The following is a 21,788-nucleotide window of genomic DNA, read 5'->3' on the forward strand; positions in this document are numbered from 1 at the left end:
TTCAATGACGCAACTGACTAGACTCGGGGCATGCGGAACACCAGCTTCGCCTCGATGCACTGCTCGCTCGCCCAGTCCCTGGAGCTGATCGGGGACTGGTGGACGCCGCTGGTGCTGCGCGATCTCTACCTCGGTCTGAACCGGTTCGACCAGTTCGTCACGGACCTCGGAATCTCGCGCAATCTCCTCACCGACCGGCTCACGACCCTCGTCGACGGCGGCCTGGTACGACGTACGCCGTACCAGCAGAACCCGGTCCGGTACAGCTACGAGCTGACCGAGGCGGGACAGGAGCTCGTGCCGATCCTGATCGCGCTGACCGCCTGGGGCGATCGGTGGGCGACTCCCCCGGCCGGCCAGCCGCTCCGGTTCACGCACACGACGTGCGGCAAGGTGACGACGGCAACGGTGTGCTGCTCGGAGTGTGGCGAGGCATTGGAGATGGACGACGTCATGCCATCGCCTGGACCGGGCGGCCGGACAGCGCCCGGCACGGCGTTGATCGAGAGCGTGCTGTCAGGACTCGAGCCGAAGCCGTAGCAGCTCGGCGAGGGGCAGCGACTCGCCGTCGCGGGCGCCCTGGCCGACGATCAGCGGCGGGTCGGACGGCACGACTCGTACGCCGGCAACGCGAGCCTTGAGGCTCGCGGGCACGCCGAGGATGTAGAAGTTGCCCTCGACATCCACGGCGAGCGAGCGGTTGCGGCGCAGGTACCACCCGGTGAGATTGGTCCGGTAGCTGGTGTTCGTCCCGACGACCTGCGCGCGCAAGGGCTCCGGCTCGACACCCCGTTCCTTCAGCGTCGCGATGAAGTCGGTGAGGAGCTGACGAGCCTGAGCGGTCTCCGAGGCCTTCCGGCGTTCGAGCGCGGCCGCATGCTCGACCGCCGCCTGCCGCCGTTCCTCGCGCCAACTCGTCACGCCCCAACCCTAGGCGACCTCAGTCGACGCAGAGACAGAACGGGTGCCCCGCCGGGTCCAGGAGGACGCGGAACGTCGTCCCGGGCTGGTGCTCGGGCTTGGTCGCGCCCAGCTTCAGCACCTCGGCCTCTGCCTCGTCCAGGTCGCGGACCATGACGTCGAGATGCATCTGCTGCGGCACGTCCTGACCCGGCCACGACGGCGCCTTGAAGTTCTTCACCTGCTGGAACGAGATGCAGTTGCTCCCGTCCTCCGGCTTGATGTCGGCCCAGTCGTCGCGGGCCTCCACCTTCCAGCCCAGAATCTCGGCGTAGAACCGCGCCAGGGCCCCGGCGTCGGGGCAATCCATCACAAAGCTCGGGTACATAGCGATCATGGCTCGAACCCTACTGACCATTCCGGACGATCCACGCCCGGAACTCCAACCAACGGTGGAGAAATCCATCGCTGGGTCGGGCTCAGAAGATCGACAACTGAGCCGATGAGTCCGGCCGCCTCGGCGACGACGCTGGGGACATGCTTCGACTACTCGGACTCAACGCCTATGTGCGCGCACTCGTCGGGATCGGCCTGGGCGGCGTCGGGATCGGTACCCACCGGCCGCTGCTGATCGGCGTAGGCGCGGCGATCGCGCTCTGGAGCGTCACCAACATCCTGATCGATCTGAAGAGCCGGGACCGCCGATGAGCGCGATCGCGGTCGACGGTCTGACCAAGTACTACGGAGACTTCGCGGCCGTCGACGGGATCGGTTTCGAGGTCCCGGACGGCCAGGTGGTCGCCGTACTGGGACCGAACGGCGCCGGCAAAACGACCACCCTCGAGATCCTGGAGGGGTTCGCGGAGGCCACGACCGGCGAGGTCGAGGTGCTCGGTGAGAACCCGCGCCGCGGCGGGCGGGCTTGGCGGAGCCGGATCGGGCTCGTGCTGCAGTCGACCAGCCTCGAGACCGAGCCGACGGTCGCGGAGTTGCTGACCCTGTTCGGCCGGCTCTACCCGGACCCCCGCCCGATCCACGAAGTCCTGGAACTGATCGACCTGACCGCCGAGGCCAAGGTGCGGATCGGCACACTGTCCGGCGGGCAGCAGCGTCGCGTCGACCTCGGGCTCGCGCTGATCGGGAATCCGGACCTGCTGTTCCTCGACGAGCCGACCACCGGACTCGACCCGGAGGCCAGGCGCCGCTGCTGGGCGACCATCGAACGACTCAACGGCTCCGGTACGACGATCCTGCTCACCACGCACTACCTCGACGAGGCCGACAAGCTGGCCGATCGCGTCCTGGTCCTGTCCGCCGGCCGGCTGGTCGCCGACATGACACCGGCTGCGATGCGGGCGAGCAGCGGCATCAGTCTCGTGCGGTTGCCGCTGCCGCCCGGCGTACCACCGCCGCCGCAGCTTGCTCGTCACGTCACCGGGCAAGAACTCACCTTGCAGACCGATCAGGTCGTACCGGTGCTGGCGGAGCTGATCGCCTGGGCGGACGAGTCGGGCATCGGTCTGACGGGACTCGAAGTCGGGCCGCCGAGCCTCGAAGACGTCTACCTGGCCATGACACGGAAGGAGCCGGCGCATGTCTGACCTGCAACTGCTCATCGGACAGCTCCGTCACCAGGTCCGGCTGCTGCTGCGCACGCCACGAGCCATGAGCACCGGACTGGTCCTCCCAGTGCTGTTGCTGTTCCTCAACTCGTCCAACGGTCACGTGGCATCAGCCCGCTTGGCAGGATGCGCAGTGCTCGGTACGACGATGATCGCCTGGACCACCCACGGCATCGGTCTGGTCGCGGCTCGCGAGTCCGGCGTGATGAAGCGCTACCGCGCGACGCCCTTGCCCGCCTGGTGCTACCTGACCGCGCAGATCGCCTCATCGGTAGTCGTCGCGGTGCTGGCCGGCGCTCTCGCAGTACTGGTCGGCGTGGTGTTGTTCGGGACCCACCTGCAGTTCTGGCACGCGCTGATGATGCTCGGGGTCATTGTCCTCGGCGCGTTGGCGTGTGCCTCGGCATCGACCGCGGTGACCGGCTTCGTGCCGACGGTCGCCAGTGCGTTCCCGATCCTCGGCCTGACCTATCTACCTGTCCTCTTGCTGTCCGGCACGGTCGGCGATCCGCTGAAGACTCATTGGGTTGACGTGGTCGCCTCGTACCTGCCGGTTCGTCCGATCGTCGTCGCGGCGGGCCAAGCGCTCGCCGGCCAGACGCCTGCGCTCCATGACATCCTTGTGCTCTGCAGCTGGAGCGTTGCCGGGCTGCTCCTTTCGCTGGCCGTCTTCCGTTGGGAGCCCACCCGCACCCGCCAGCGCCGTCCCGCCCGGCCCCAGGTGGCGGTCGCGGCGGCGATGGCCCTCGTCTGCGTGGTGCCGTTGACAACAACAACCCGCGCCAAGGCCACAACGCCCGCCCAGCAATGCGAAAGCCTGCAAGGACAGCATGTTCTCGGCGCGACCGTCACCGGCGCGTCGGTCAACACGGGCGGCACCTTCAGGATTCCACCCGGCCAGGGCGGTCCTGGTGAAGGCAAGGTGGGAACGCCGATCGACGACTTGCCGCCGTACTGCGGCGTCGAACTACTCAGCACCGATCCGGACTCGGACGGCGCCGACCATTTCACCGCCTGGCTCCCGCTCGAATCCTGGACCGGCCGGTTCGAAGGCGTCGGCGGTGGCGGGTTCGTCGCCGGCTTCTCCTACCGCGAGCTCGGCGACGCGATCCGGTCCGGCAACGCCGCCATATCGACCGACACCGGCCACCCCGCCTCGCAGTTCTCCGGGGAGTTCGCGCTGGATGCCAAGAGGCAGCTCGATCGGCGGGCCATCGACGACTTCGCGTACCGCGCGATCCACGACATGACCGTCACCGGCAAGGACCTGGTCGGCAGGTACTACGGCCGCGGCGCGGACCACGCCTACTTCAACGGCTGCTCGATGGGCGGCCGCCAGGCGATCACCGAGGCGCAGCGGTACCCCGCGGACTACAACGGCATCCTGGCCGGCTCGCCCGCGATCGATTTCAGCAAGATGGCGCCGGGGCAGTTGTGGCCCGTGTTCGTCCAGCAACGCGCCAGGCACTACCTGGAGCCGTGCAAGTTCGCGGCCTTCTACAACGCGACTGTCGCCGCGTGCGACCGATTGGACGGAGTCACCGACGGCGTGGTCGGGAACGTTGTCAAGTGCGACTTCGATCCGGGCAGGCTGCTCGGTACGTCGACGCCGTGCGGGGTGATCACCGCGGCCGACGTGAAGATCGTCCGCGAGATCATCGCCGGCCCGGGCCTCTGGTACGGACTCGAGCCTGGCGCCAACCTCGCGTACCTCGCGGCCAATCCGCTCTGGATCGCCGTCGGCTGGTACACGTACTGGCTCGCCCAGGATCCCGGCTTCGACTGGAAGACGATGACCACCGACCAGTTCCTGTTCCTTTACCGCAAGGGCGAACGCGAATTCACCGAGCTGCAGAACGACGATCCGGACCTCACCGCGTTCCGCGACGCCGGGGGCAAGCTGGTGCTCTCGACCGGCCTCGCCGACCCGCTGATCCCACCGCAGGGCACGATCCGCTTCTACGACAACGTCGTACGGCGGATGGGCGGGCAGGACCGCGCCGACGCGTTCGCGAGGCTCTTCCTCGCACCTGGAGTCGGCCACTGCGCCGGTGCCGGAACCGTCGGCCCGGCGCCGAGCGACCCGCTCGGCGCCGTCACCGGCTGGGTCGAGCACGGTGTCGCACCGGCAGCTATCGAGGCAGCCAAGGACAACGTGACGCGACCGTTGTGCGCCTATCCGAAGGTGGCTCGCTACCTCGGTCACGGCAGTACGGACTCCGCCGACAACTTCTACTGCAGCAACCCGCGCTGATAGGCGTAGCTGACCGCCCGCGCCCGATCGCGGGCGCCGATCTTGGCCAGCAGGTGGTTGACGTGGCTCTTCACGGTTGCCTCGCTCACGACGAGACGCTCGGCGATCTCACCGTTCGACAGGCCGACGGCGATCAAGGTCAGCACTTCGGTCTCGCGCCGGGTCAGCAGGTCGCCCACAGCGGTCGTCGGTTGCGCTGGACGGGGTGCGGCGGCGATGGCGTCGACGAGGTGGTGCTGCACGGCCGGGTCGATCGCGGCCCGGTCGTCCAGCACCCGCTGCAAGGCCTCGTGAATCTCGGCCGACCGCGCGTCCTTCGTCAGGTAACCACGTGCTCCGGCCCGCAACGCGGACAGCACCGACTCGTCGTCGGCGTACGTCGTCAGCGCGATGACCTTCACCTCCGGGTACAGCTCCCGCAAGCGTCGCGTCGCCTCGACACCGTCACACCGCGGCATCCGCAGATCCATCAGTACGACGTCCGGCCGCAACTCACCCGCCAGCTGCACCGCTTCTTCACCACCCGAGGCGGTCCCCACGACCTGGACGCCGGGCAAGAGCCCCAGCACCAGCGCAAGTCCCTCCCGGACCATCCGCTGGTCGTCCACACTCAACACCCGGATCGTCATGCCGGCACCTCCAGTTCGACGCGAAACCCGGTCGGTGTCGGACCGGCCACCAACCGGCCACCGACGAGCTCGGCCCGCTCCCGCATCCCGGTCAGGCCGTACCCGCCCGAGTCCGCCGCCTGCCCACGAACCCCGTGGTCCTCCACGACCAACCGAGCCACTCCGGCCTCGTAACTCAAAAGCACGCTGACCCGCTCCTGGCCGGCCGCGTGCTTGGCGATGTTCGTCAGCGACTCCTGGGCCACGCGGTACACCGCCAGCTGCGCGTCCGCATCAAGCGGATGGGCATCGCCACCTACGCTCAGTTCACACCGGACGCCGGTGTCACGCTCGAACCGTGCCGCCAACGCGGACAACTCCCCCGGCCCGGGCATCGTCCCGCCTTCACGCAGCGTCGTGATCGCGTTTCGCGCCTCGTCGAGCCCCGATCCGGCCAGCCGCCGCGCCCGTTCGATCACCGGTCCGAGCCGCTCGTCGGTCGCAGCGAGCACGCTCGCCCCTTCCAGCTGCAGCAGCAACGCCGACAGCGAATGCGCCAGTACGTCGTGCATCTCGCGCGCCAGCCGTTGCCGCTCCGCGAGAGCAGCCGCCCGGGCATGCGCGTCGCGTGTGCGCTCGAGCTCGATCAGCAACTTCTCGGCCTGCTCGTTGGTCGTGCTCAGCCGCTCCGCCAGCCGCATCACCGCGTAGAAGCTCGCCATCGCGATGCCGGTCAGCAACGCGGAGAACGGTGAGCCGTCACGGCGGGCGACGATCAGCGCCACCAGTCCCCCGCCGACCAGCAGACTTCCCGGCAGCGGTGGAAGGCGGCGGCCGATCACTGCCACTGCGACGAACAGTCCGAGCACCCCCGGTCCGGAGGGCTGCAGCCGTAGCAGTACGACGCTCGCACCGAAGAGGACCGCGATCGGCAACCATCGAACCCGGCTGGACCGGTTCCTGGCCAGGAACGCTCCGGAGGCACCGATGACGAAGGCAACGATCGCGAGCAGCACGACCAGCCCCACGCCGTGCAGCCCGGGTCCCGGCGCGGTCCGGCACACCATGATCACCTGGAGAACGACGATGACCGGCCCGACCAGGCGCAGCCACAACCACGTCCTGGCGTGGTGCGTCCGCGCATGACGAAGCGCAGTCAGCGTTGTGGTCACCGATCGACCATAGGCAACGCGGCCGTGCGTCGTCAGCGATCCGGGCGAGATCTCAACCCAGAGATCAACCCAGGGTTGGAGCTATCAGCCCTGGGTTCCGACCCGGCCGACGAGGGTCTGCCAGGAGCGATCCAGACCGGCGGCAAGACAACCGGCGACCACTGACTCGCGGCCGAGGACGCTGGCCTTTACGTCGGGCATCACCGGGGCGAGCTTGTGAAGTTGCTGGGAGACGGCTTCGAGGAAGCCTGGTGCTTGGCCGATACCGCCGCCGAGCACGACCAGCTCGGGATCCACCACGGTGATCACCGTGCACACGGCCTTCGCGACCAGCAGTGCCTCCTCGGCGACGACGGCGGCTGCTACCGCGTCACCGCGGGCGGCGGCCGCGAACACCTTCTCCGCGGTCGATGCCCCGCGTACGCCGGCCCGCCGCGCCGCTCGCACGACAGCCGCCGCTGACGCCGACGCATCGAAACCGCCACGTTTACGGGCATCCCGCTGATCGCTACCACTGCCTTCGGTGAACGGCAGGTACCCGATCTCCCCCGCCACACCGTGCGATCCGTGCCGAAGCTTGCCGTCGAGAACCAGTCCCATACCGATACCGGTACCGACCGAAACGAAGGCGAAGCTGTCGACGTTGCGGCCGTGTCCGTGCACCCGCTCGGCGATCGCGGCGGCATCGACGTCGTTCTCGATCATCAGCGACGTACCGAACCGGTCGCGCAGCGCCGCCAGCGTCGCCGGCGAATCCCAGCCGGACAGTCGCCCGGTCAGTGTCAAGGCATCGAGTCGCGGGTCGTAAACACCGGGACTCCCGAGGACCGTCTGAGTCAGTTGCGTGACGTCGATACCCGTCTCCGTCGCGAGCGTCGCGGTCAGGTCCGCCAGCTCCTGGATGCGAGCCATCGCGTCGCCGGCCTTGGTCCGCACACTCAGCCGCGCGCGCACGGTGCCGGCGAGATCCGAGATCGCGCCGCGCAGGAATTCCCGCCCGACATCGAGCCCGAGCACGTATCCCGCGTCCGGCCGCACCTCGTACAGGCTCGCCGCCGGTCCTGGTACGCCGGTGCGCTGGCCGGTCACGTGTACCAGACCGGTCCGCTCGAGGGAGCTCAGCGCCGCCGACACGGTCGGCTTCGACAATCCGGTCAGCCCGGCCAGCTCGGTCCGCGAGATCGGTCCGGATCGCCGGATGTGATCGAGCAGCACCTTTTCGTTGATCTCCCGGATCAGCTGCGGGCGTGCCGCGGACGCGCCTGGCGCAACAACCGTCACGTCGACCCCCTCGCTGTTAACAACTCGGCCACCAACTCGTAGTTAAGGCTTGTGGTCCGTTGGTTGTTAAGTTAGTTTCCTATCGATTCTATTGGTTGGCCCGAGGAGGTGCCACCCCCGTGGTTCCAGCGCCGGTCGTCCTCGGACTCGACTTCGGCGGGACGAAGATCGCCCTGGCGGTCAGCGACCTGTCCGGACGCCGTCTGGGCACGCGGACCATCGACAGTCGCCCGGAGTTCGACGGGGCGTCCGGCGGTGCTATCGAGGCCATGGCCCGCGGCCTGTCCGCAGGCCACGAACTGCTCGCCGAGGTTGCCCCCGGCCAGGAACTCGCCGGCGTCGGCGCCGCCACCCTCGGCATCCCGTACGACGACCGCGTCGAGCTGGCTCCCACCTTCCCGGGCTGGGACGACCTGCCGTTCGGACGGCTGGTGCGGGACGGGTTTCCCGGCGTACCCGTGCGGCTGGCAACCGATGTGAAGGCGGCCGCGGCGGCCGAGCTGCGCTGGGGCGCGCTCGCGGACTGCGACCCCGGGCTGTACGTCAATCTCGGCACCGGTCTCGCGATCGCGATCGTTGCCGGCGGCACCGTGATCACCGGCGCGCACGGCGCGTCCGGCGAGATCGGCTACAACCTGCGCTCGGCCGGCGACGTGTACGTTGACGCGGACGAGCGCACGATCCTGGAACACGTCGTCAGCGGCCAGGCACTCGAGACCACCGGGTCCGCCCGGCTCGGGCAGCCGGTCACGGCCGCCGACGTCTTCACGATGGCGCGGACCCAGCCGGACGCCGCCGTCCTCACCGACGAGTTCGTCCGGGAACTGGCGATGCATCTCGCCAACCTGGCCATCGCGGTCGATCCGGTCCGGATCGTCGTCGGCGGCGGCCTGGTGCGTTCCTGGGACCAGATCGAAGCCGGCCTGCGTCGCGCCCTCGACGTGGCCGTCCCGTTCCCACCGGAGTTGTCGGTGGCCCGGTTTCCTTCGGACGCTCCGCTGATCGGGGCGCTCGCCCTTGGCGTCGAGGCAGCAGGAGTTGTCCTCGGTGCAGAAGCATTCGCATGAGCAGGATTACCAGTAGCGAAAGGCAGAGACGATGAGGGGCATCACACGCATCGCGGTCGCCGCGATAGCGGTCGGCGCACTGACCGCCGGGTGCGGCGGTGGCGACAAGCCGATCGGGAGCGGGGCGTCGTCAAGCAACCCGTCGTCCTCGACGAGCAGCGGCGGCAGCACCGGGCAGTACAAGAAGGGCGGCACGGTCACCATCGCCAACGTCGGCGGACAGACCTGGCCGTGTCAGTTCAACCCGTTCAACCCGTCGGTCAACGGCGTCGCGGGCGGCTTCGTCTACGAGCCGCTGACGTTCGTCAACGTGCTGAAGGCCGGCGCCACCACGCCGATGCTGGCCACCGACTTCGCCTGGTCGCCGAAGAAGGACTCGATCGTCTTCACGATCCGCGACGGGGTGAAGTGGAGCGACGGGCAGCCGTTCAGCGCCGACGACGTCGTCTACACGTTCAACCTGATGAAGGCGCAGCCGGCCCTGGACATCTACGCGCTGTGGACCGGCGCCGGGCTGACCAGCGTCACCGCGGCCGGCAACAAGGTCACGCTGAAGTTCAAGGGCGCGGCCGAGCCGTACTTCTTCAACTTCGCCAACCAGGTCGACATCGTCCCGAAGCACATCTGGTCCACCGGGGAGGCGGCCTCCAAGCCGGCCACCTTCGCGGACCCGAAGCCGATCGGCACCGGCCCGTACACGGTCGAGTCCTGCACCGCGAACAACATCTCGTACGCCGCCAACGCCAACTACTGGCAGCCGGGCAAGCCGTACATCCAGAAGGTGCAGTACCCGGCGTACCTGGACAACAACCCGGCCAACCTCGACCTCGCCAGCGGCAAGGCACAGTGGGGCGGTCAGTACATCCCGAACATCGACAAGTTCTACAAGTCGAAGTCGCCGGAGAACAACTACTGGTTCCCACCGACGGCCAACGTCGCCCTGGTGCCGAACAACGACCCGTCCCGCCCGGCGACCAGCAAGCTGGCGGTCCGGCAGGCACTGGCCTACGCGCTCGACCGGGAGCAGATCTCGAAGATCGGTGAGAGCGGCTACCAGCCGGCCGCGAACCAGACCGGTGTCGTCACGCCGACCTTCGACAAGTACTTCGACAAGGACGCCCTGGCCGCGGCCGGCTACGACAAGCCGAACCTCGACAAGGCCAAGCAGCTCCTGCAGACCGCCGGGTACTCGGAGTCGAACCCGCTCAAGCTCAACGTCATCACGGTCACCGGCTACACCGACTGGGACGCGTCGCTGGCGGTCGTCAAGCAGCAACTGGCCAAGGTCGGCGTCCAGCTGAGCATTCAGGACCTGCAGCAGCAGTCGTACAACCAGAAGCTGTACACCGGTGACTACGACCTGGCCTACTCCAGCCAGTCCGGCGGACCGACGCCGTACTACGAGCTGCGGCAGCTGCTGTACTCGAAGAACACCGCGCCGATCGGCAAGCAGGCCAACAGCAACTACTCGCGGTACAGCAACCCCGCGGTGGACAAGCTGTTCGACCAGTACGCCAGCGCGGATCCCGACACCCAGGTCAAGCTGATCAAGCAGATCTCTGGGTACATGATCAAGGATGTCCCGCTGATCCCGACGACCGAGTCGGTCGACTGGTACCAGTACAACACCAAGGACATCGAGGGCTGGCCGACGCAGGACAACCCGTACGCCCAGCCGGCGCCGTACAACATCCCGGACGCCGGACAGGTGCTGGCCAACCTGTACTCGAAGTCGGCCCAGAAGTAGTCCGTAAATACCCCAGAAACAGACCAGAAGTAGACCAGAAGTACCGTCCAGCGTGAGCACGAGGAGCTATTTGCGGTGAGATATCTGCTACGACGTCTCGGGTTCTTCGTGCTCACGCTCTGGGCCGCGATGACGCTGAACTTCTTCATCCCGCGGATGATGCCGGGCAGTCCGGAGGAGGCGCTGCGGGAGCGGCTCAGCAAGGGCGGCTCGGTAGTCACGGCGGAGCAGTTGCGGACCGTCCTGGCCGAGTTCGGCTTCGAGCCGGACAAGAACATCGTCCTGCAGTACCTGGAGTACCTGAAAGCAATGGTCACCGGGCACTGGGGAGTGTCGATCGGCAGCAGCCTCGGCGTCCCGGTGACCACGCTGATCGGCAGCGCCCTGCCGTGGACGCTCGGGCTGGTCGGCATCACGACCGTCCTGGCGTTCGCGATCGGCACGCTGATCGGCACGATCTCCGGCTGGCGCCGGGGCGGGCTGATCGACGGCGTCGTGCCGCCGGTCTTCATCGTCACGTCGGCGCTGCCGTACTTCTGGGTCGCGCTGCTGTTCATCTCGCTGTTCGCGATCGGCGACCACGCGATCCTGCCCAACGACTTCAACTACGACCAGGGACTGACGCCGGGGTTCAACGGTGAGTTCATCTTCAGTGTCCTGAAACACGGCATCCTGCCGGCCGCGACGATCCTGATCACCGCGGTCGGCGGCTGGATCCTGACCATGCGGAACAACATGATCACCACGCTGGCCGAGGACTACGTCCGGATGGCGCGGGCCAAGGGCATCCCGAGCCGGCGGATCATGTTCGGCTACGCGGGCCGGAACGCGTTCCTGCCCAACCTGTCCGGGTTCGCGATGTCGCTCGGCTTCGTCATCTCCGGCACGATCCTGGTCGAGTACGTGTTCAACTACCCCGGCCTCGGCTACATGTTCTACAACGCCACCGTGAGCACCGACTATCCGTTGCTGCAGGCCCTCTTCCTGCTGGTGACGCTGGCCGTGCTGATCTGCGTCCTGCTCTGTGACTTCGCGGTGTTCCTCCTCGACCCACGAGCCCGGACGAAGGGATAGCCGATGAGTGCAATCGTCACCGGCGCCGCTGCGCCGACAACGACCGCCACCCGCCGACCGCGCGGTGGGCTGTTGCGCGCGATCATGCGCAACCGCAAGGCCATGATCGGCGCCGGCCTGCTCGTGCTGTTCGTCCTGCTGGCCGCGTTCCCGCAACTGTTCGTCCCGGGTGCGCATCACGATCCGCAGGCGATCGGCGACCTGCCGCTACAGTCCCCGTCCGGGCAGCACTGGCTCGGTACGACCGGCCTCGGCCAGGACGTGTACGCACAGCTGATCTACAGCACCCGCGAGTCGCTGATCATCGCGGTGATCGCCGGACTGGGCGCGACGATCCTGTCCGTGATCATCGGTGTCTCGGCCGCCTATCTCGGCGGCTACGCCGACGACGGCCTGTCGATGCTCACCGACATCTTCCTGGTGCTCCCGACGTTCCCGCTGATCATCGTGCTGGCGACGTACGCCGGTAAGGGCAACCTGACCGTGATCATCGTCGTACTGATCCTGACCGGCTGGTCGTACGGTGCGCGGCAGATGCGGGCGCAGGCGTTGTCGCTGCGCAACCGCGACTTCCTCGAGTCGGCCCGGGTCCGCGGCGAGCGGTCGTCGTACATCATCGTGGTCGAGGTCCTGCCGACGATGATCTCGCTGATCGTCGCGAACTTCCTCGGCGCCGCTCTGTACTCCGTGCTGACCGCCGCCGGCCTGCAGTTCCTCGGCCTCGGCGACCCCAACTCGCTGAGCTGGGGCACCATGCTCTACTGGGCCCAGAACCAGGGCGCCCTGGTCAACGGCCTGCCCGCGTGGGCGCTGTCGCCGGGTCTGGCGGTCGCGCTGCTCGGTGTTTCCTTTGCCCTGCTCAACTATGCGTTCGACGAGATCAGCAATCCCGCGCTGCGGCCGGTTCGGAGGCGACGTGCCCGATCAGCTTCTTGAGGTCCGTGATCTCACCGTCGAGTACGACACCGGTCAACACCCGGTCGTCGCGGTCGACCATGTGGATCTCGACGTACAGGCAGGTGAGTTCGTCGGTGTCGTCGGCGAGTCAGGCTGCGGGAAGTCGACGCTGCTGTTCGCGATCGCGCACCTGCTGAGCTCGCCGGCCGCGATCACCGGCGGCAGCGTGAAGTTCCTCGGGCAGAACCTGGTCACGATGAACGAGAAGAAGCTCGCGTCGCTGCGCTGGCGTGACTTCTCCGTGGTGATGCAGAGTGCGATGAACGCGCTGAACCCGGTGAAGAGCATCGGCGCGCAGTTCCACGACACGATCATGGCGCACGACGAGGTGGTCGACGACAACCGGCCGGCCGAGGTACTGCGGCTCGTCGGCATCGACCCGATCCACCTGAAGAGCTACCCGCACCAGCTCAGCGGCGGCATGCGGCAGCGGGCGATGATCGCGATGGCGCTGCTGTTCACGCCGGACCTGATCATCATGGACGAGCCGACGTCCGCGCTCGACGTGGTCGCTCAGCGGTCGCTGATGGTGCAGATCAAGCAGCTGCAGCGCAAGCTCGGCTTCGCGGTCATCTTCGTCACCCACGACATGTCGCTGGTCAGCCACTTCTCCGACAAGCTCGTGGTGATGTACGCCGGCCAGGTGGTCGAGTTCGGCGCGACGCGCGCGGTCTTCGATCACCCGGAGCATCCCTACAGCGAAGGTCTGCTGGATGCGTTCCCGTCGATCCGCGGGCCGAAGGTGCCGCTGACCGGTATCCCCGGCAGCCCGCCCAATCTCGCCGATCCGCCGCCCGGCTGCCGGTTCCAGCCGCGCTGCCCGAAGGCGTTCGAGGACTGCCCGAAGATCGAGCCCGAGCTCTACCAGGTCGGCGCCGTCCAATCCCGTTGCCTACTGCACGCACCGTCGATCGCATCCGCCCGGGAGGTGTCATGACGTCGCTGGATGTTGAGCCAGGAGTGACCGAGTCGGCCGCGGCGCCGGTGATCGAGGCGCGGGATCTGAGCCGGCACTTCAAGGTCGGGCGCGGGTTCTCGCGGCAGATGCTCCACGCCGTCGACAACGTGAACTTCTCGATCGGGCGCCAGGAGATCGTCGCGCTCGCCGGTGAGAGCGGCAGCGGGAAGAGCACGATCGCGCGGCTGCTCGCGGGTGTCTACAGGCCGACCGGCGGTGAGATCTTCTACCAGGGCCGGGCGATGTCGACGTTCAGGTCCCGCAAGGACCAGTTGTCCTACCGCGGCGATGTGCCGATGGTGTTCCAGGACCCGTTCAGCTCGCTGAACCCGGCGTTCCGGGTGTCCCATGGCATCCTGCGCAGCCTCAAGCTGCACCGGCCCGAGTTCAGCGGGTCGCAGCGCGCGGACGAGGCCGCGCGGGTGATCGAGGCGGTCGGGCTGACCCCGGCCGGCGACATCATGCACCGGTACCCGTACGAGCTGAGTGGTGGCCAGCGGCAACGAATCGGGTTCGCGCAGGCGCTCGCGCACAAACCGAAGCTGATCCTGGCCGACGAGCCGGTGTCGATGCTCGACGTGTCGATCCGGATCGGCCTGCTGAACCTGATGGCCGAGCTCCGCAGGTCCGAAGGCGTCTCGTTCCTCTACATCACCCACGACATCGCCAGCGCGCGGTACGTCGCGGACCGGCTGATGATCATGTACGCCGGGCACATCGTCGAGTCCGGTCCGGCGGAATCCGTGCTCGCGAACCCGAAGCACCCGTACACGGACCTGCTGCTCGGTGCGGTGCCGGATCCGCGGGCGCCGCTCGCCGAAGGGATCGAAGGTGACACCGGCGAGCCGCCGAAGGTCATCGACCCGACCCCGGGCTGCCGCTTCCGCTGGCGCTGCCCGCTGGCGATCGACCGGTGCCACGTCGAGACGCCGCTCCTACGCCGCCTGGGCGAGAACCACGAGGCAGCCTGCCACGTGGCCGAACCCGACCCCGGGTTCGCCGCCTGACAGCTCGATCTCGGCGCCGGTCCCGCGGCGCCGGGATCGGTCAGATCGTCGGCGTCGGTCAGATGGTCGGCGTCATGCCGCCGTCGAGGATGATGTCGGCGCCGGTGAGGTTGCCGGCGCGGTCGCTGGCCAGGAACACCACCAGGTCGGCGACCTCCTCCGGACGTGTGAAACGGCCCGTCACCGAGTCCTTCGCAGCCTGAGCGGCGACGTCCTTCGGCGCGGCGCCGACCGCACCGCCGACGGTCTCCGCGACGCCACCCTTGCCCAGCCACAGGTCGGTCGCGACCGGACCGGGGCTGACGGTGTTGACCCGGACGCCCTTCGGCCCGACCTCCTTCGACAGCGACTTGAAGAAGCTCAGGCAGGCGGCTTTGGCGGCGCTGTAGTCGATCACCAGCGGGTCGGGCAGGGTCGCGTTGACCGAGCAGACCGTGACGATGACGCCGGACCGCTCGATCAGCATCGGCAACGCGGCGCGCGTCGTACGAACGGCCGACATCAGGTCGAGGTTGAGCGTCTGGAGCCAGTCCTCGTCGGTGACCGAGGCGAACCCACCCGGGCGCGGGTGCACGCTGCCCACGTTGTTCACCAGGATGTCGACCGCTCCCGCCCTGCTGACCGCCTCGTCGACGAGCCGCGCCGGACCGTCCGTCGTCCCCAGATCGACGGCGAACGCCTCGACCGGTAGTCCTTCGAGCTCGGCGCCTATGGTGCGCGAGCCCGCGACCACCTTCACACCCTCGTCGACCAGCGAGCGCGTGATCGCCAGGCCGATCCCTCGGCCGGCGCCGGTCACGACCGCCGTCTTCCCACCCAGCTGCAGATCCATCCGCGGTACCCCCTTCGCGGAGAACGCTACCGCGTCCGCGCGCCGGAATATTGTTCGACGTACATCGAACAGAGACGTAGGGTGGGTTCATGCCCTTCGAGCACCGTCGGTCCGTCGTCGCGCTGGCCCTGATCGCCTCGTTCATGGTCTTCGTCGACAGCACGATCGTGAACGTCACCCTCGCCCAGCTTGCCACCCACCTGAACGCGTCCCGCGCGGAGCTCGAGTGGTCGCTCAACGCCTACACGCTGTCGTTCGCGGCGCTGATGCTCGGTGCCGGGGCGATCGCGGACACGCTAGGCGCGAAGCGGGCGTTCCTGACCGGGCTGGTGGTGTTCACCGTGTCGTCCGCGGTGTGCGCGGCGGCCGGCTCGATGCTGATGCTGAACCTCGCCCGGCTCGTCCAGGGGGCGGGCTCGGCCCTGCTGCTGCCGAGCGCGCTCGTCCTCGCGACCGCGTCGGCAACCGACGAGCACAGCCGGCACCGCCTGGTCAGCTGGTGGGCTGCGGCGGGTGGCGCCGGGATGGCGGCCGGTCCCCTCCTGGGCGGCGGCTTGGTCGCGCTCGCGAACTGGCGAGCGGTCTTCGCCGTCAACGTGGTGATCGGCATCCCCGCCGCGATCTGGGCGGTGCGCTCGATGCCGTCGGTGGTTCGCCGGGCTCGTCGGATGGATCTTGCCGGGATGGCCACGGCGACCGCGTTCATCGGCGGGCTGGTGTTCGCGTTGATCGAAGCGCCGACCCGTGGGTGGCTCGATCCGGCCGTGCTGAGCGCGGCCGCGCTGACGGTCGCGGGCCTGGTCGCCTTCATCATGGTTGAGCGTTCCGTCGGGGCACCGCTGCTGCCGCTCAAGCTGTACGCCGATCGCGGCTTCGCGGCCGCGGCTGCGCAGGGCACCCTGCTCAACTTCGCGTTCTACGGCGTGCTGTTCACGATGAGCCTGCTGCTCCAGCAGGGCCGCGGCCTCAGCCCGCTGGTCACCGGCCTCCTGTTCCTCCCGCTGACCGGCCTCATCTCGATCGCCAACCTCTGCTCCGCCCCACTCACCCGTCGCCTCGGCCGCCCCGCCGTACTCGCGATCGGCCAAGCCGTCCTCACCCTCGCGCTCCTCGGACTCGCCTGGGCCAGTACGTCGTCCGCCGTCTGGCCGATGGTCATCGCCCTCGTTCCCATCGGATTCAGCTCCGGCCTCCTCGTCCCCACCATGACCGCTCAATCCATCGCCGCCGTCGAACCCGGCCTCCACGGCGCCGCCTCGGCCGCCTTCAACACCTCCCGCCAGATCGGCGGCGCCATCGGCGTAGCCACCTTCGGGCCCCTGCTGGGCACAGCCCACAACCTCAGCACCGGCTTCATCACCTGCGCGGTCGTCGCCGCCGCCGCGAGCATCGCCGGATTGGCCGTCACCGCGCTCGCGGCCGTCGGCCGACGTACGCGGGTCCCTGTACCGTCGACAGCCTGCGATTGCTGATCCGACGCACAGTTACGCTTCAACCCGGGGCGGGACGCAACTAATCGGGTGGGTCGGAGCGTCTTGCTTGGTGAGAGCCGGGCCGGGAGGGGGAGCGAGTGGCGCCCCAGCGCACGAGGCGGTTGAGCACGACCGTCGCGCTGACGCTTGTCTGCGTGCTGGTCTGCGCGGTCGCGTTCGCCGGCGCCGTCTTCGTGCTGATGCCCGGCACCCGCGACCGCAGTACGCCGGTCGTCGCCAGCGGCTCGCCGACGCCGAGCCGACCGAAGGCCAGTACGCCGAGCCCGAAGCCAAGCCTCCCGGATTCGGCCGACGAACCGCTCCCGGGCGTCGACACCCCGGCCACTCCCCCGCCGGCGACGCCGGTCGCCAACACCGGCACCTACGAGTGCTCCGGGTACAGCGGCATCCAGTCCAAGGTCCCGGTGTCGATGCTGATGAACGACACGTTCTCCTGGGGCGACGATCCGCCGTACAAGGTCGGCAACGGGAACGGCGACATCAACTGGCGCTCCGACCCGTACAAGAAGCCGAGCTGGTACATGTGGCTGCATTCGCTGCGCTGGCTGGGTCAAGGCATCGAGGCGGGTCAACGCGGCGACCGGAAGGTGCTCGCGCACACGATGGCGATCATCCACGACTGGGTGCAGGACAACCCGTACTCGTGGAAGGGCGACGTCGGCGCGTGGGAGGCGACGATGCACCGCACGAACGTGCTGCTGTGCGCGCGCCAGGCGGTTCTGACCGGAATGCATGTCCGCACGCTGCCCGCGCAGTACGCCTGGCTCGACAAGGCGTTGATCGATCATGCGCAGTTCATGATCGTGAACTGGAGCGGCCCGTCGAACCACGGGACCGACGAGAGCATCGCGCTCTTCGGGGTCGGGTGCACGCTGAAGCGGCCGGAGCTGAAGACGCTCGCCGTCAACCGGCTGACCGAGGCGATCACCACCGCGATCGACGCGCAAGGCTCGACGAACGAGCAGTCGGTCGGGTACGCGATGTTCAACTACCTGCTGTGGGGCCGGGCGACCACGGCCCTGCAGCGATGCGGATCGAACCCCGGACCGGTGATCTCCCAGCGGCGGGCCGCACTGTCGGAGTGGCTGGCGCTGGCGACCAAGTCGACCGGCGAGCTGCAGCAGGTCGGTGACGCCGTGGCGCAGAAGCCGACGGGTGCGGCCGGGACCGCGCTCGACTATGTCGCCACGCTCGGGAAGCGCGGGACGAAGCCGTCGAAGCGCATCGCGGTGTACGACGCTGGCTACGTCTTCGGCCGGACCGGCTGGGGCGAGACGCGCCCGTTCGCGCAGGAGTCGACGTACAGCATCCGGTACGGCGTGGGGCGTCGGCTGCACGGTCATGACGACCATATGTCGATCACGTACTCGTCGCACGGCCGCGATGTCCTGATCGACCCGGGACACTCGGGGTACCAGCTCGACAAGTGGCAGGCGTGGTCGAAGAGCGCAGCCGCGCACAACGTGATGACGATCCCGTCGGCGGACATGACATCGGTGGAGACGCAGTTGGTGCAGGCGTCGATCACGCCGACCGCGGAGTCGTACTCGCTGGCCGACTCCCCGGCGCCGGGCGTGACCCGCAAACGCGACGTACTCGTCCTCAAGGACCCCGACCTGATCATCACCCTGGACCGGGGCCAGTCCGTGGGTCCCCAGCGCTATGAAACCCTCTGGCACCTGGCGCCGGACCAGAAGGTCACGGTCCAGTCCCCCACGACGGCCGTCGCCGCCAAGCCGGGCGACAAGTCGAAGACCTATCTGCTCCAGATCCCCTACCAGCAGCAGCCGGCCAAGGACGGCATCACGGTCGTGCAAGGCCAGCAGGACCCGGTCCAAGGTTGGTACTACCCCGACATCTTCCACCGCGAGCCGGCCCCGGTCGTGAAGTTCGGCCGCAACGGAACGACCGCCACCATCCTGTCCGCGATCGTCCCCGCCAACTCCACCGAAACGGTCACCTACAAGACCCGCACGGTCGGCACGATGTTCTTCGTCGATCTGACAGTCGGCGCCCGCAAAACCACCATCCGCGTCCTCCCCGACGGCCGCCTGACCCGGATCAACTGAGTACTCCGGTCACAACAGGCATGCTTGGGCTGTCTTTCCCTGTGGATCGGAATCTTCAGGAGGTTGGGAATGAGTATGCATCCGGCGGCGCGGGACCACTGTCTGAGTCTGGTGCGCAGTGTGGATCGGCCGACTGGCGGGGCGCGGTACGGGCGGATGTTTCCGGGACTCGAGCCGCTGGGGACGGACCCGCACGTCTTGATGCGAGCCGGCAGTGACGGCGGGATCTGTGATGCCGCGGCCGCGCTGGAGCTCGGTGCCGGCGGGGATGACGCGGAGCAGGCGGCCGGCTGGCCGTTCTTCGGGCAGTTGCTCGCACATGACACGACCGCGGACCGGTCGCCGCTGATGGGCGGGGTCGAGACGGACGCACTGCGCAACGCGCGATCGCCCCGGCTCAATCTCGAGATGTTGTACGCCGACGGGCCGATCGGCTCGCCGTACATGTTCGACGCGAACGATCCGGCCAAGTTCCTGCTCAGCCCCGACGGGTACGACGTACCGCGGAACCAGCAAGGGATCGCGCTGATCGGGGATCCGCGCAACGACGTCCACATCTTCACGTTGAGCCTGCACGTGGCGTTGCTGCACTCCCACAACCGGATCGTCGACCACCTGCGGACGAACGGCGTACCGGAGGCGGACGTGTTCGACAAGGCGCGGATCGCGCTGACCTGGCACTACCAGTGGATCGTCGTCCACGACTTCCTGCCGCGGCTGGTCGGCCGGGCATTGGTCGACGAGGTGCTCGAGGACGGCGGGAAGTGGTTCAACCCGGAGCCGATGAACGCGTTCATCCCGCTCGAGTACGCCGACGCCGCGTACCGCTACGGGCACGGTCAGATCCGGCACGCGTACCACCTGGTCGAGGGCGGGCCCGAGCTGCCGCTGTTCCCCGACCTGGTCGGATTCGGCCCGCTGCCCGCCGATCGGCGCCTCGACCTCGCGCAGATCTTCGACGTACCGGGCCGGCCGCGAGCGCAGCGGGCGAAGCGACTCGACGGCCGGCTGGCCGCGAGCCTGATCGGGTTGCCCGAGCGGATCACCGGCGCGGTCGACGAATCGGCGTACCGGTCGCTGGCCGTTCGCGATCTGCTGCGCGGTGACACGACCGGTCTGCCGAGCGGCGAGGAGGTCGCCAAGCTCCTCGGCGTACCGCCGCTGCCCTTGTCGATCACCGGGGACACCTGGCCCGGCGGTACGCCGCTGTGGTTCTACATCCTCAAGGAGTCCGAGCACCTCGCCGACGGCGACCGGCTCGGTCCGGTCGGCGGGCGGATCGTGGCCGAGGTGCTGATCGGGCTGCTGCGTGCGGACCCGGCCAGCTACCTCAGCCTCGAGCCGGACTGGCAGCCGATGCTGCCCGCTGCCGGCGACACCTTCGGCCTGACCGACCTGCTCATCCCGGCCGGCTCGCGCTGAGCGTCGCCTTGGCCTCGGTCTCGAACGCCTCGCGCGGACTCTGGACCGAGGCCAGCGACACGATGTCGCGGCCGTAGAAGAACGCCACCAGCCAGATCGCCAGCACCCGGAACTTGCGGTCCCACGTCGGGACCGCCAGGACGTGGTACCCGCGGTGCATCAGCCAGGCGAGCACGCCCTTGATGACGAGCCGCTTGTACTGGAAGATGCCGGTCCCGAGACCGAGCGTCGCGATCACGCCGAGGCTGTGGTGCTCGTAGTTCTTCGGTGCACGCCCGCGCAGCGACCGCAGCAGGTTCTTGGCGAGCAGCTTCCCCTGCCGTACGGCGTTCTGCGCGTTCGGCACCGTGTACGCACCCGGAGTCGACGACGTCAGATCGGGCACCGCGGCGTCGTCACCGGCCGCCCACGCGTCCTCGATCACCTCGGTGTCGGTCCCGATCCGCAGATCGGCCCGCACCTGGACCATCCCGCGCTGGTTGTGCGGCAGGTCGGTGTGGTTGCGCAGCAGGCGGGTCGCGGCGTTGCCCGCCGTCCAGACGATCAACTCCGAGTCGAACTCCGACCCGTCCGACAGCACCACGTGCCCGTCGTCGGCCGACTGCATCGTGGTGCTGAGGTGCACGACCGCGCCGCGCTTCTCCAGCATCTTCACGACCCACTCACCCGGCTTGTCGCTCACCTCGGGCAGGATCCGGCCGGTCGCCTCGACCAGGTGGAACGCGAGGTCGCTCTCCGACAGCTCGGGGTATTTCTTCAGCAACGCCCGCGCCAGCGAGAACAGCTCCGCGAACCCTTCGACCCCGGAGAACCCGCCGCCGACGAAGGTGACCGTGAGGAGTTTGCGCCGTTGCTTGCCCGGCTCCAGACCGGCCGCCTCGTCGAAAGCGGTGAACAGCCGGTCCCGGATCGCGACCGCTTCCTCGACATGCTTCATCCCGATCGCCCGATCGGCCACACCCGGTACGTCGAAGGTCCGTGTCACCGCGCCGGCGGTGACCGCGATCACGTCGTACGTCATCGTGTAGTCGGGGCCGTCCGCGGGCCGGATCGTCACCGTGCGGTCGGCATGCGCGATGTTGACGACCATCCCGGACACGATCTTCGTCCGCTTCAGGTTGCGCCGCAGTGACACCGCCGCATGCCGCGCCTCGACCGAACCGGCGACCACCTCGGGCAGGAACGGCTGGTACGTCATGTACGGCCGCGGGTCGACCAGGACCACTTCGGCCTCGCCCCGCCGCAGTTTCTTCTCCAGCCGCCACGCCGTGTAGAACCCGGCATACCCGCCGCCCACCACCAGGATCCTGCGCACCATTTCTCCG

20 protein-coding genes are annotated in these 21,788 nt (G+C 68.4%); 13 read left to right on the forward strand and 7 right to left on the reverse strand.

The genetic code is table 11. The annotated features are described in order from the left end of the window. Positions 1 to 30 precede the first annotated feature (30 nt). Positions 31 to 540 carry a helix-turn-helix domain-containing protein gene (locus tag AB0J62_RS15000; protein WP_363869701.1) on the forward strand — a complete coding sequence of 170 codons (510 nt, stop codon included), beginning with the start codon at positions 31 to 33 and terminating at the stop codon, positions 538 to 540. On the opposite strand, the gene AB0J62_RS15005 is transcribed toward AB0J62_RS15000, so the two are convergent. Together AB0J62_RS15005 and AB0J62_RS15010 are read right to left on the reverse strand one after the other, a co-directional pair. Then, a complete protein-coding gene (locus tag AB0J62_RS15005) occupies positions 517 to 921 on the reverse strand; it encodes a hypothetical protein (protein ID WP_363869705.1) in 405 nt (134 codons plus the stop codon). The two genes, AB0J62_RS15000 and AB0J62_RS15005, sit on opposite strands and share 24 nt — an antisense overlap. Before the next feature lie 19 nt (positions 922 to 940). Beyond that, positions 941 to 1,297 (reverse strand): VOC family protein, encoded by a 357-nt coding sequence (locus AB0J62_RS15010; protein ID WP_363869708.1) that lies wholly within the window; start codon positions 1,295 to 1,297, stop codon positions 941 to 943. A 140-nt stretch (positions 1,298 to 1,437) separates the two neighbouring features. On the opposite strand from AB0J62_RS15010, the gene AB0J62_RS15015 reads away from it, so the two are divergent. The 3 genes from AB0J62_RS15015 to AB0J62_RS15025 are packed head-to-tail and all read left to right on the forward strand — an operon-like array spanning position 1,438 to position 4,776. Further along, positions 1,438 to 1,608 (forward strand): hypothetical protein, encoded by a 171-nt coding sequence (locus AB0J62_RS15015; protein ID WP_363869711.1) that lies wholly within the window; start codon positions 1,438 to 1,440, stop codon positions 1,606 to 1,608. Continuing rightward, positions 1,605 to 2,501 carry an ABC transporter ATP-binding protein gene (locus AB0J62_RS15020; protein ID WP_363869714.1) on the forward strand — a complete coding sequence of 299 codons (897 nt, stop codon included), beginning with the start codon at positions 1,605 to 1,607 and terminating at the stop codon, positions 2,499 to 2,501. The genes AB0J62_RS15015 and AB0J62_RS15020 overlap by 4 nt, the downstream gene beginning before the upstream one ends. Continuing rightward, positions 2,494 to 4,776, forward strand: a complete 2,283-nt coding sequence (locus tag AB0J62_RS15025; RefSeq protein ID WP_363869717.1) for a tannase/feruloyl esterase family alpha/beta hydrolase — start codon at positions 2,494 to 2,496, stop codon at positions 4,774 to 4,776. The genes AB0J62_RS15020 and AB0J62_RS15025 overlap by 8 nt, the downstream gene beginning before the upstream one ends. On the opposite strand, the gene AB0J62_RS15030 is transcribed toward AB0J62_RS15025, so the two are convergent. The 3 genes from AB0J62_RS15030 to AB0J62_RS15040 form a co-directional block, all read right to left on the reverse strand. Then, a complete protein-coding gene (locus AB0J62_RS15030) occupies positions 4,755 to 5,405 on the reverse strand; it encodes a response regulator transcription factor (RefSeq protein ID WP_363869720.1) in 651 nt (216 codons plus the stop codon). The genes AB0J62_RS15025 and AB0J62_RS15030 overlap by 22 nt on opposite strands. Continuing rightward, on the reverse strand, positions 5,402 to 6,556 hold the full coding sequence (locus AB0J62_RS15035) for a histidine kinase (protein ID WP_363869723.1): 1,155 nt from the start codon (positions 6,554 to 6,556) through the stop codon (positions 5,402 to 5,404). The genes AB0J62_RS15030 and AB0J62_RS15035 overlap by 4 nt, the downstream gene beginning before the upstream one ends. An 84-nt stretch (positions 6,557 to 6,640) precedes the next feature. Continuing rightward, positions 6,641 to 7,837, reverse strand: coding sequence for an ROK family transcriptional regulator (locus tag AB0J62_RS15040; RefSeq protein ID WP_363869726.1), 1,197 nt, complete (start codon positions 7,835 to 7,837; stop codon positions 6,641 to 6,643). A 119-nt stretch (positions 7,838 to 7,956) separates the two neighbouring features. Here AB0J62_RS15040 and AB0J62_RS15045 point away from each other — a divergent pair, with 119 nt between their 5' ends. The 6 genes from AB0J62_RS15045 to AB0J62_RS15070 all read left to right on the forward strand — a co-directional run bounded on the left by AB0J62_RS15045 (position 7,957) and on the right by AB0J62_RS15070 (position 14,647). Beyond that, positions 7,957 to 8,904 carry an ROK family protein gene (locus tag AB0J62_RS15045; RefSeq protein ID WP_363869729.1) on the forward strand — a complete coding sequence of 316 codons (948 nt, stop codon included), beginning with the start codon at positions 7,957 to 7,959 and terminating at the stop codon, positions 8,902 to 8,904. Positions 8,905 to 8,935: 31 nt separating this feature from the next. Then, entirely contained in the window at positions 8,936 to 10,651 is a 1,716-nt protein-coding gene (locus AB0J62_RS15050; RefSeq protein WP_363869732.1) for an ABC transporter substrate-binding protein, read from the forward strand. A 75-nt stretch (positions 10,652 to 10,726) separates the two neighbouring features. Then, positions 10,727 to 11,725, forward strand: a complete 999-nt coding sequence (locus AB0J62_RS15055; RefSeq protein WP_363869735.1) for an ABC transporter permease — start codon at positions 10,727 to 10,729, stop codon at positions 11,723 to 11,725. 3 nt (positions 11,726 to 11,728) lie between these two features. Beyond that, entirely contained in the window at positions 11,729 to 12,661 is a 933-nt protein-coding gene (locus AB0J62_RS15060) for an ABC transporter permease (RefSeq protein ID WP_363869738.1), read from the forward strand. Next, positions 12,642 to 13,619, forward strand: coding sequence for an ABC transporter ATP-binding protein (locus AB0J62_RS15065; protein ID WP_363869741.1), 978 nt, complete (start codon positions 12,642 to 12,644; stop codon positions 13,617 to 13,619). The genes AB0J62_RS15060 and AB0J62_RS15065 overlap by 20 nt, the downstream gene beginning before the upstream one ends. Beyond that, positions 13,616 to 14,647: an ABC transporter ATP-binding protein gene (locus AB0J62_RS15070; protein ID WP_363869744.1), complete on the forward strand. Its 1,032-nt coding sequence runs from the start codon at positions 13,616 to 13,618 to the stop codon at positions 14,645 to 14,647. The genes AB0J62_RS15065 and AB0J62_RS15070 overlap by 4 nt, the downstream gene beginning before the upstream one ends. Positions 14,648 to 14,705: 58 nt before the next feature. On the opposite strand, the gene AB0J62_RS15075 is transcribed toward AB0J62_RS15070, so the two are convergent. Further along, positions 14,706 to 15,479: an SDR family oxidoreductase gene (locus tag AB0J62_RS15075; protein WP_363869747.1), complete on the reverse strand. Its 774-nt coding sequence runs from the start codon at positions 15,477 to 15,479 to the stop codon at positions 14,706 to 14,708. An 89-nt stretch (positions 15,480 to 15,568) separates the two neighbouring features. Between AB0J62_RS15075 and AB0J62_RS15080 the strand changes: the two genes are divergently transcribed. From AB0J62_RS15080 to AB0J62_RS15090, 3 genes are all read left to right on the forward strand, one after another. Continuing rightward, positions 15,569 to 16,951 carry an MFS transporter gene (locus AB0J62_RS15080; RefSeq protein WP_363869750.1) on the forward strand — a complete coding sequence of 461 codons (1,383 nt, stop codon included), beginning with the start codon at positions 15,569 to 15,571 and terminating at the stop codon, positions 16,949 to 16,951. A gap of 122 nt (positions 16,952 to 17,073) precedes the next feature. Then, positions 17,074 to 19,041 carry a heparinase II/III family protein gene (locus AB0J62_RS15085; RefSeq protein WP_363869753.1) on the forward strand — a complete coding sequence of 656 codons (1,968 nt, stop codon included), beginning with the start codon at positions 17,074 to 17,076 and terminating at the stop codon, positions 19,039 to 19,041. Between the two features lie 69 nt (positions 19,042 to 19,110). Continuing rightward, complete coding sequence (locus tag AB0J62_RS15090; protein WP_363869756.1) at positions 19,111 to 20,463, forward strand: peroxidase family protein; 1,353 nt, start codon at positions 19,111 to 19,113, stop codon at positions 20,461 to 20,463. On the opposite strand, the gene AB0J62_RS15095 is transcribed toward AB0J62_RS15090, so the two are convergent. Then, entirely contained in the window at positions 20,441 to 21,781 is a 1,341-nt protein-coding gene (locus AB0J62_RS15095) for an FAD-dependent oxidoreductase (protein ID WP_363869759.1), read from the reverse strand. The genes AB0J62_RS15090 and AB0J62_RS15095 overlap by 23 nt on opposite strands. Positions 21,782 to 21,788: the final 7 nt, after the last annotated feature.

The organism is Kribbella sp. NPDC049584, from assembly GCF_040675555.1.
Lineage (GTDB): Bacteria > Actinomycetota > Actinomycetes > Propionibacteriales > Kribbellaceae > Kribbella.

Bases quoted from the DNA above. Each gene is read 5' to 3' on its own strand.
- AB0J62_RS15000 (WP_363869701.1), top strand. From the start codon at position 31: ATGCGGAACACCAGCTTCGCCTCGATGCACTGCTCGCTCGCCCAGTCC.
- AB0J62_RS15010 (WP_363869708.1), bottom strand. From the start codon at position 1,297: ATGATCGCTATGTACCCGAGCTTTGTGATGGATTGCCCCGACGCCGGG.
- AB0J62_RS15015 (WP_363869711.1), top strand. From the start codon at position 1,438: ATGCTTCGACTACTCGGACTCAACGCCTATGTGCGCGCACTCGTCGGG.
- AB0J62_RS15020 (WP_363869714.1), top strand. From the start codon at position 1,605: ATGAGCGCGATCGCGGTCGACGGTCTGACCAAGTACTACGGAGACTTC.
- AB0J62_RS15025 (WP_363869717.1), top strand. From the start codon at position 2,494: ATGTCTGACCTGCAACTGCTCATCGGACAGCTCCGTCACCAGGTCCGG.
- AB0J62_RS15030 (WP_363869720.1), bottom strand. From the start codon at position 5,405: ATGACGATCCGGGTGTTGAGTGTGGACGACCAGCGGATGGTCCGGGAG.
- AB0J62_RS15050 (WP_363869732.1), top strand. From the start codon at position 8,936: ATGAGGGGCATCACACGCATCGCGGTCGCCGCGATAGCGGTCGGCGCA.
- AB0J62_RS15060 (WP_363869738.1), top strand. From the start codon at position 11,729: ATGAGTGCAATCGTCACCGGCGCCGCTGCGCCGACAACGACCGCCACC.
- AB0J62_RS15070 (WP_363869744.1), top strand. From the start codon at position 13,616: ATGACGTCGCTGGATGTTGAGCCAGGAGTGACCGAGTCGGCCGCGGCG.
- AB0J62_RS15075 (WP_363869747.1), bottom strand. From the start codon at position 15,479: ATGGATCTGCAGCTGGGTGGGAAGACGGCGGTCGTGACCGGCGCCGGC.
- AB0J62_RS15080 (WP_363869750.1), top strand. From the start codon at position 15,569: ATGCCCTTCGAGCACCGTCGGTCCGTCGTCGCGCTGGCCCTGATCGCC.
- AB0J62_RS15090 (WP_363869756.1), top strand. From the start codon at position 19,111: ATGAGTATGCATCCGGCGGCGCGGGACCACTGTCTGAGTCTGGTGCGC.
- AB0J62_RS15095 (WP_363869759.1), bottom strand. From the start codon at position 21,781: ATGGTGCGCAGGATCCTGGTGGTGGGCGGCGGGTATGCCGGGTTCTAC.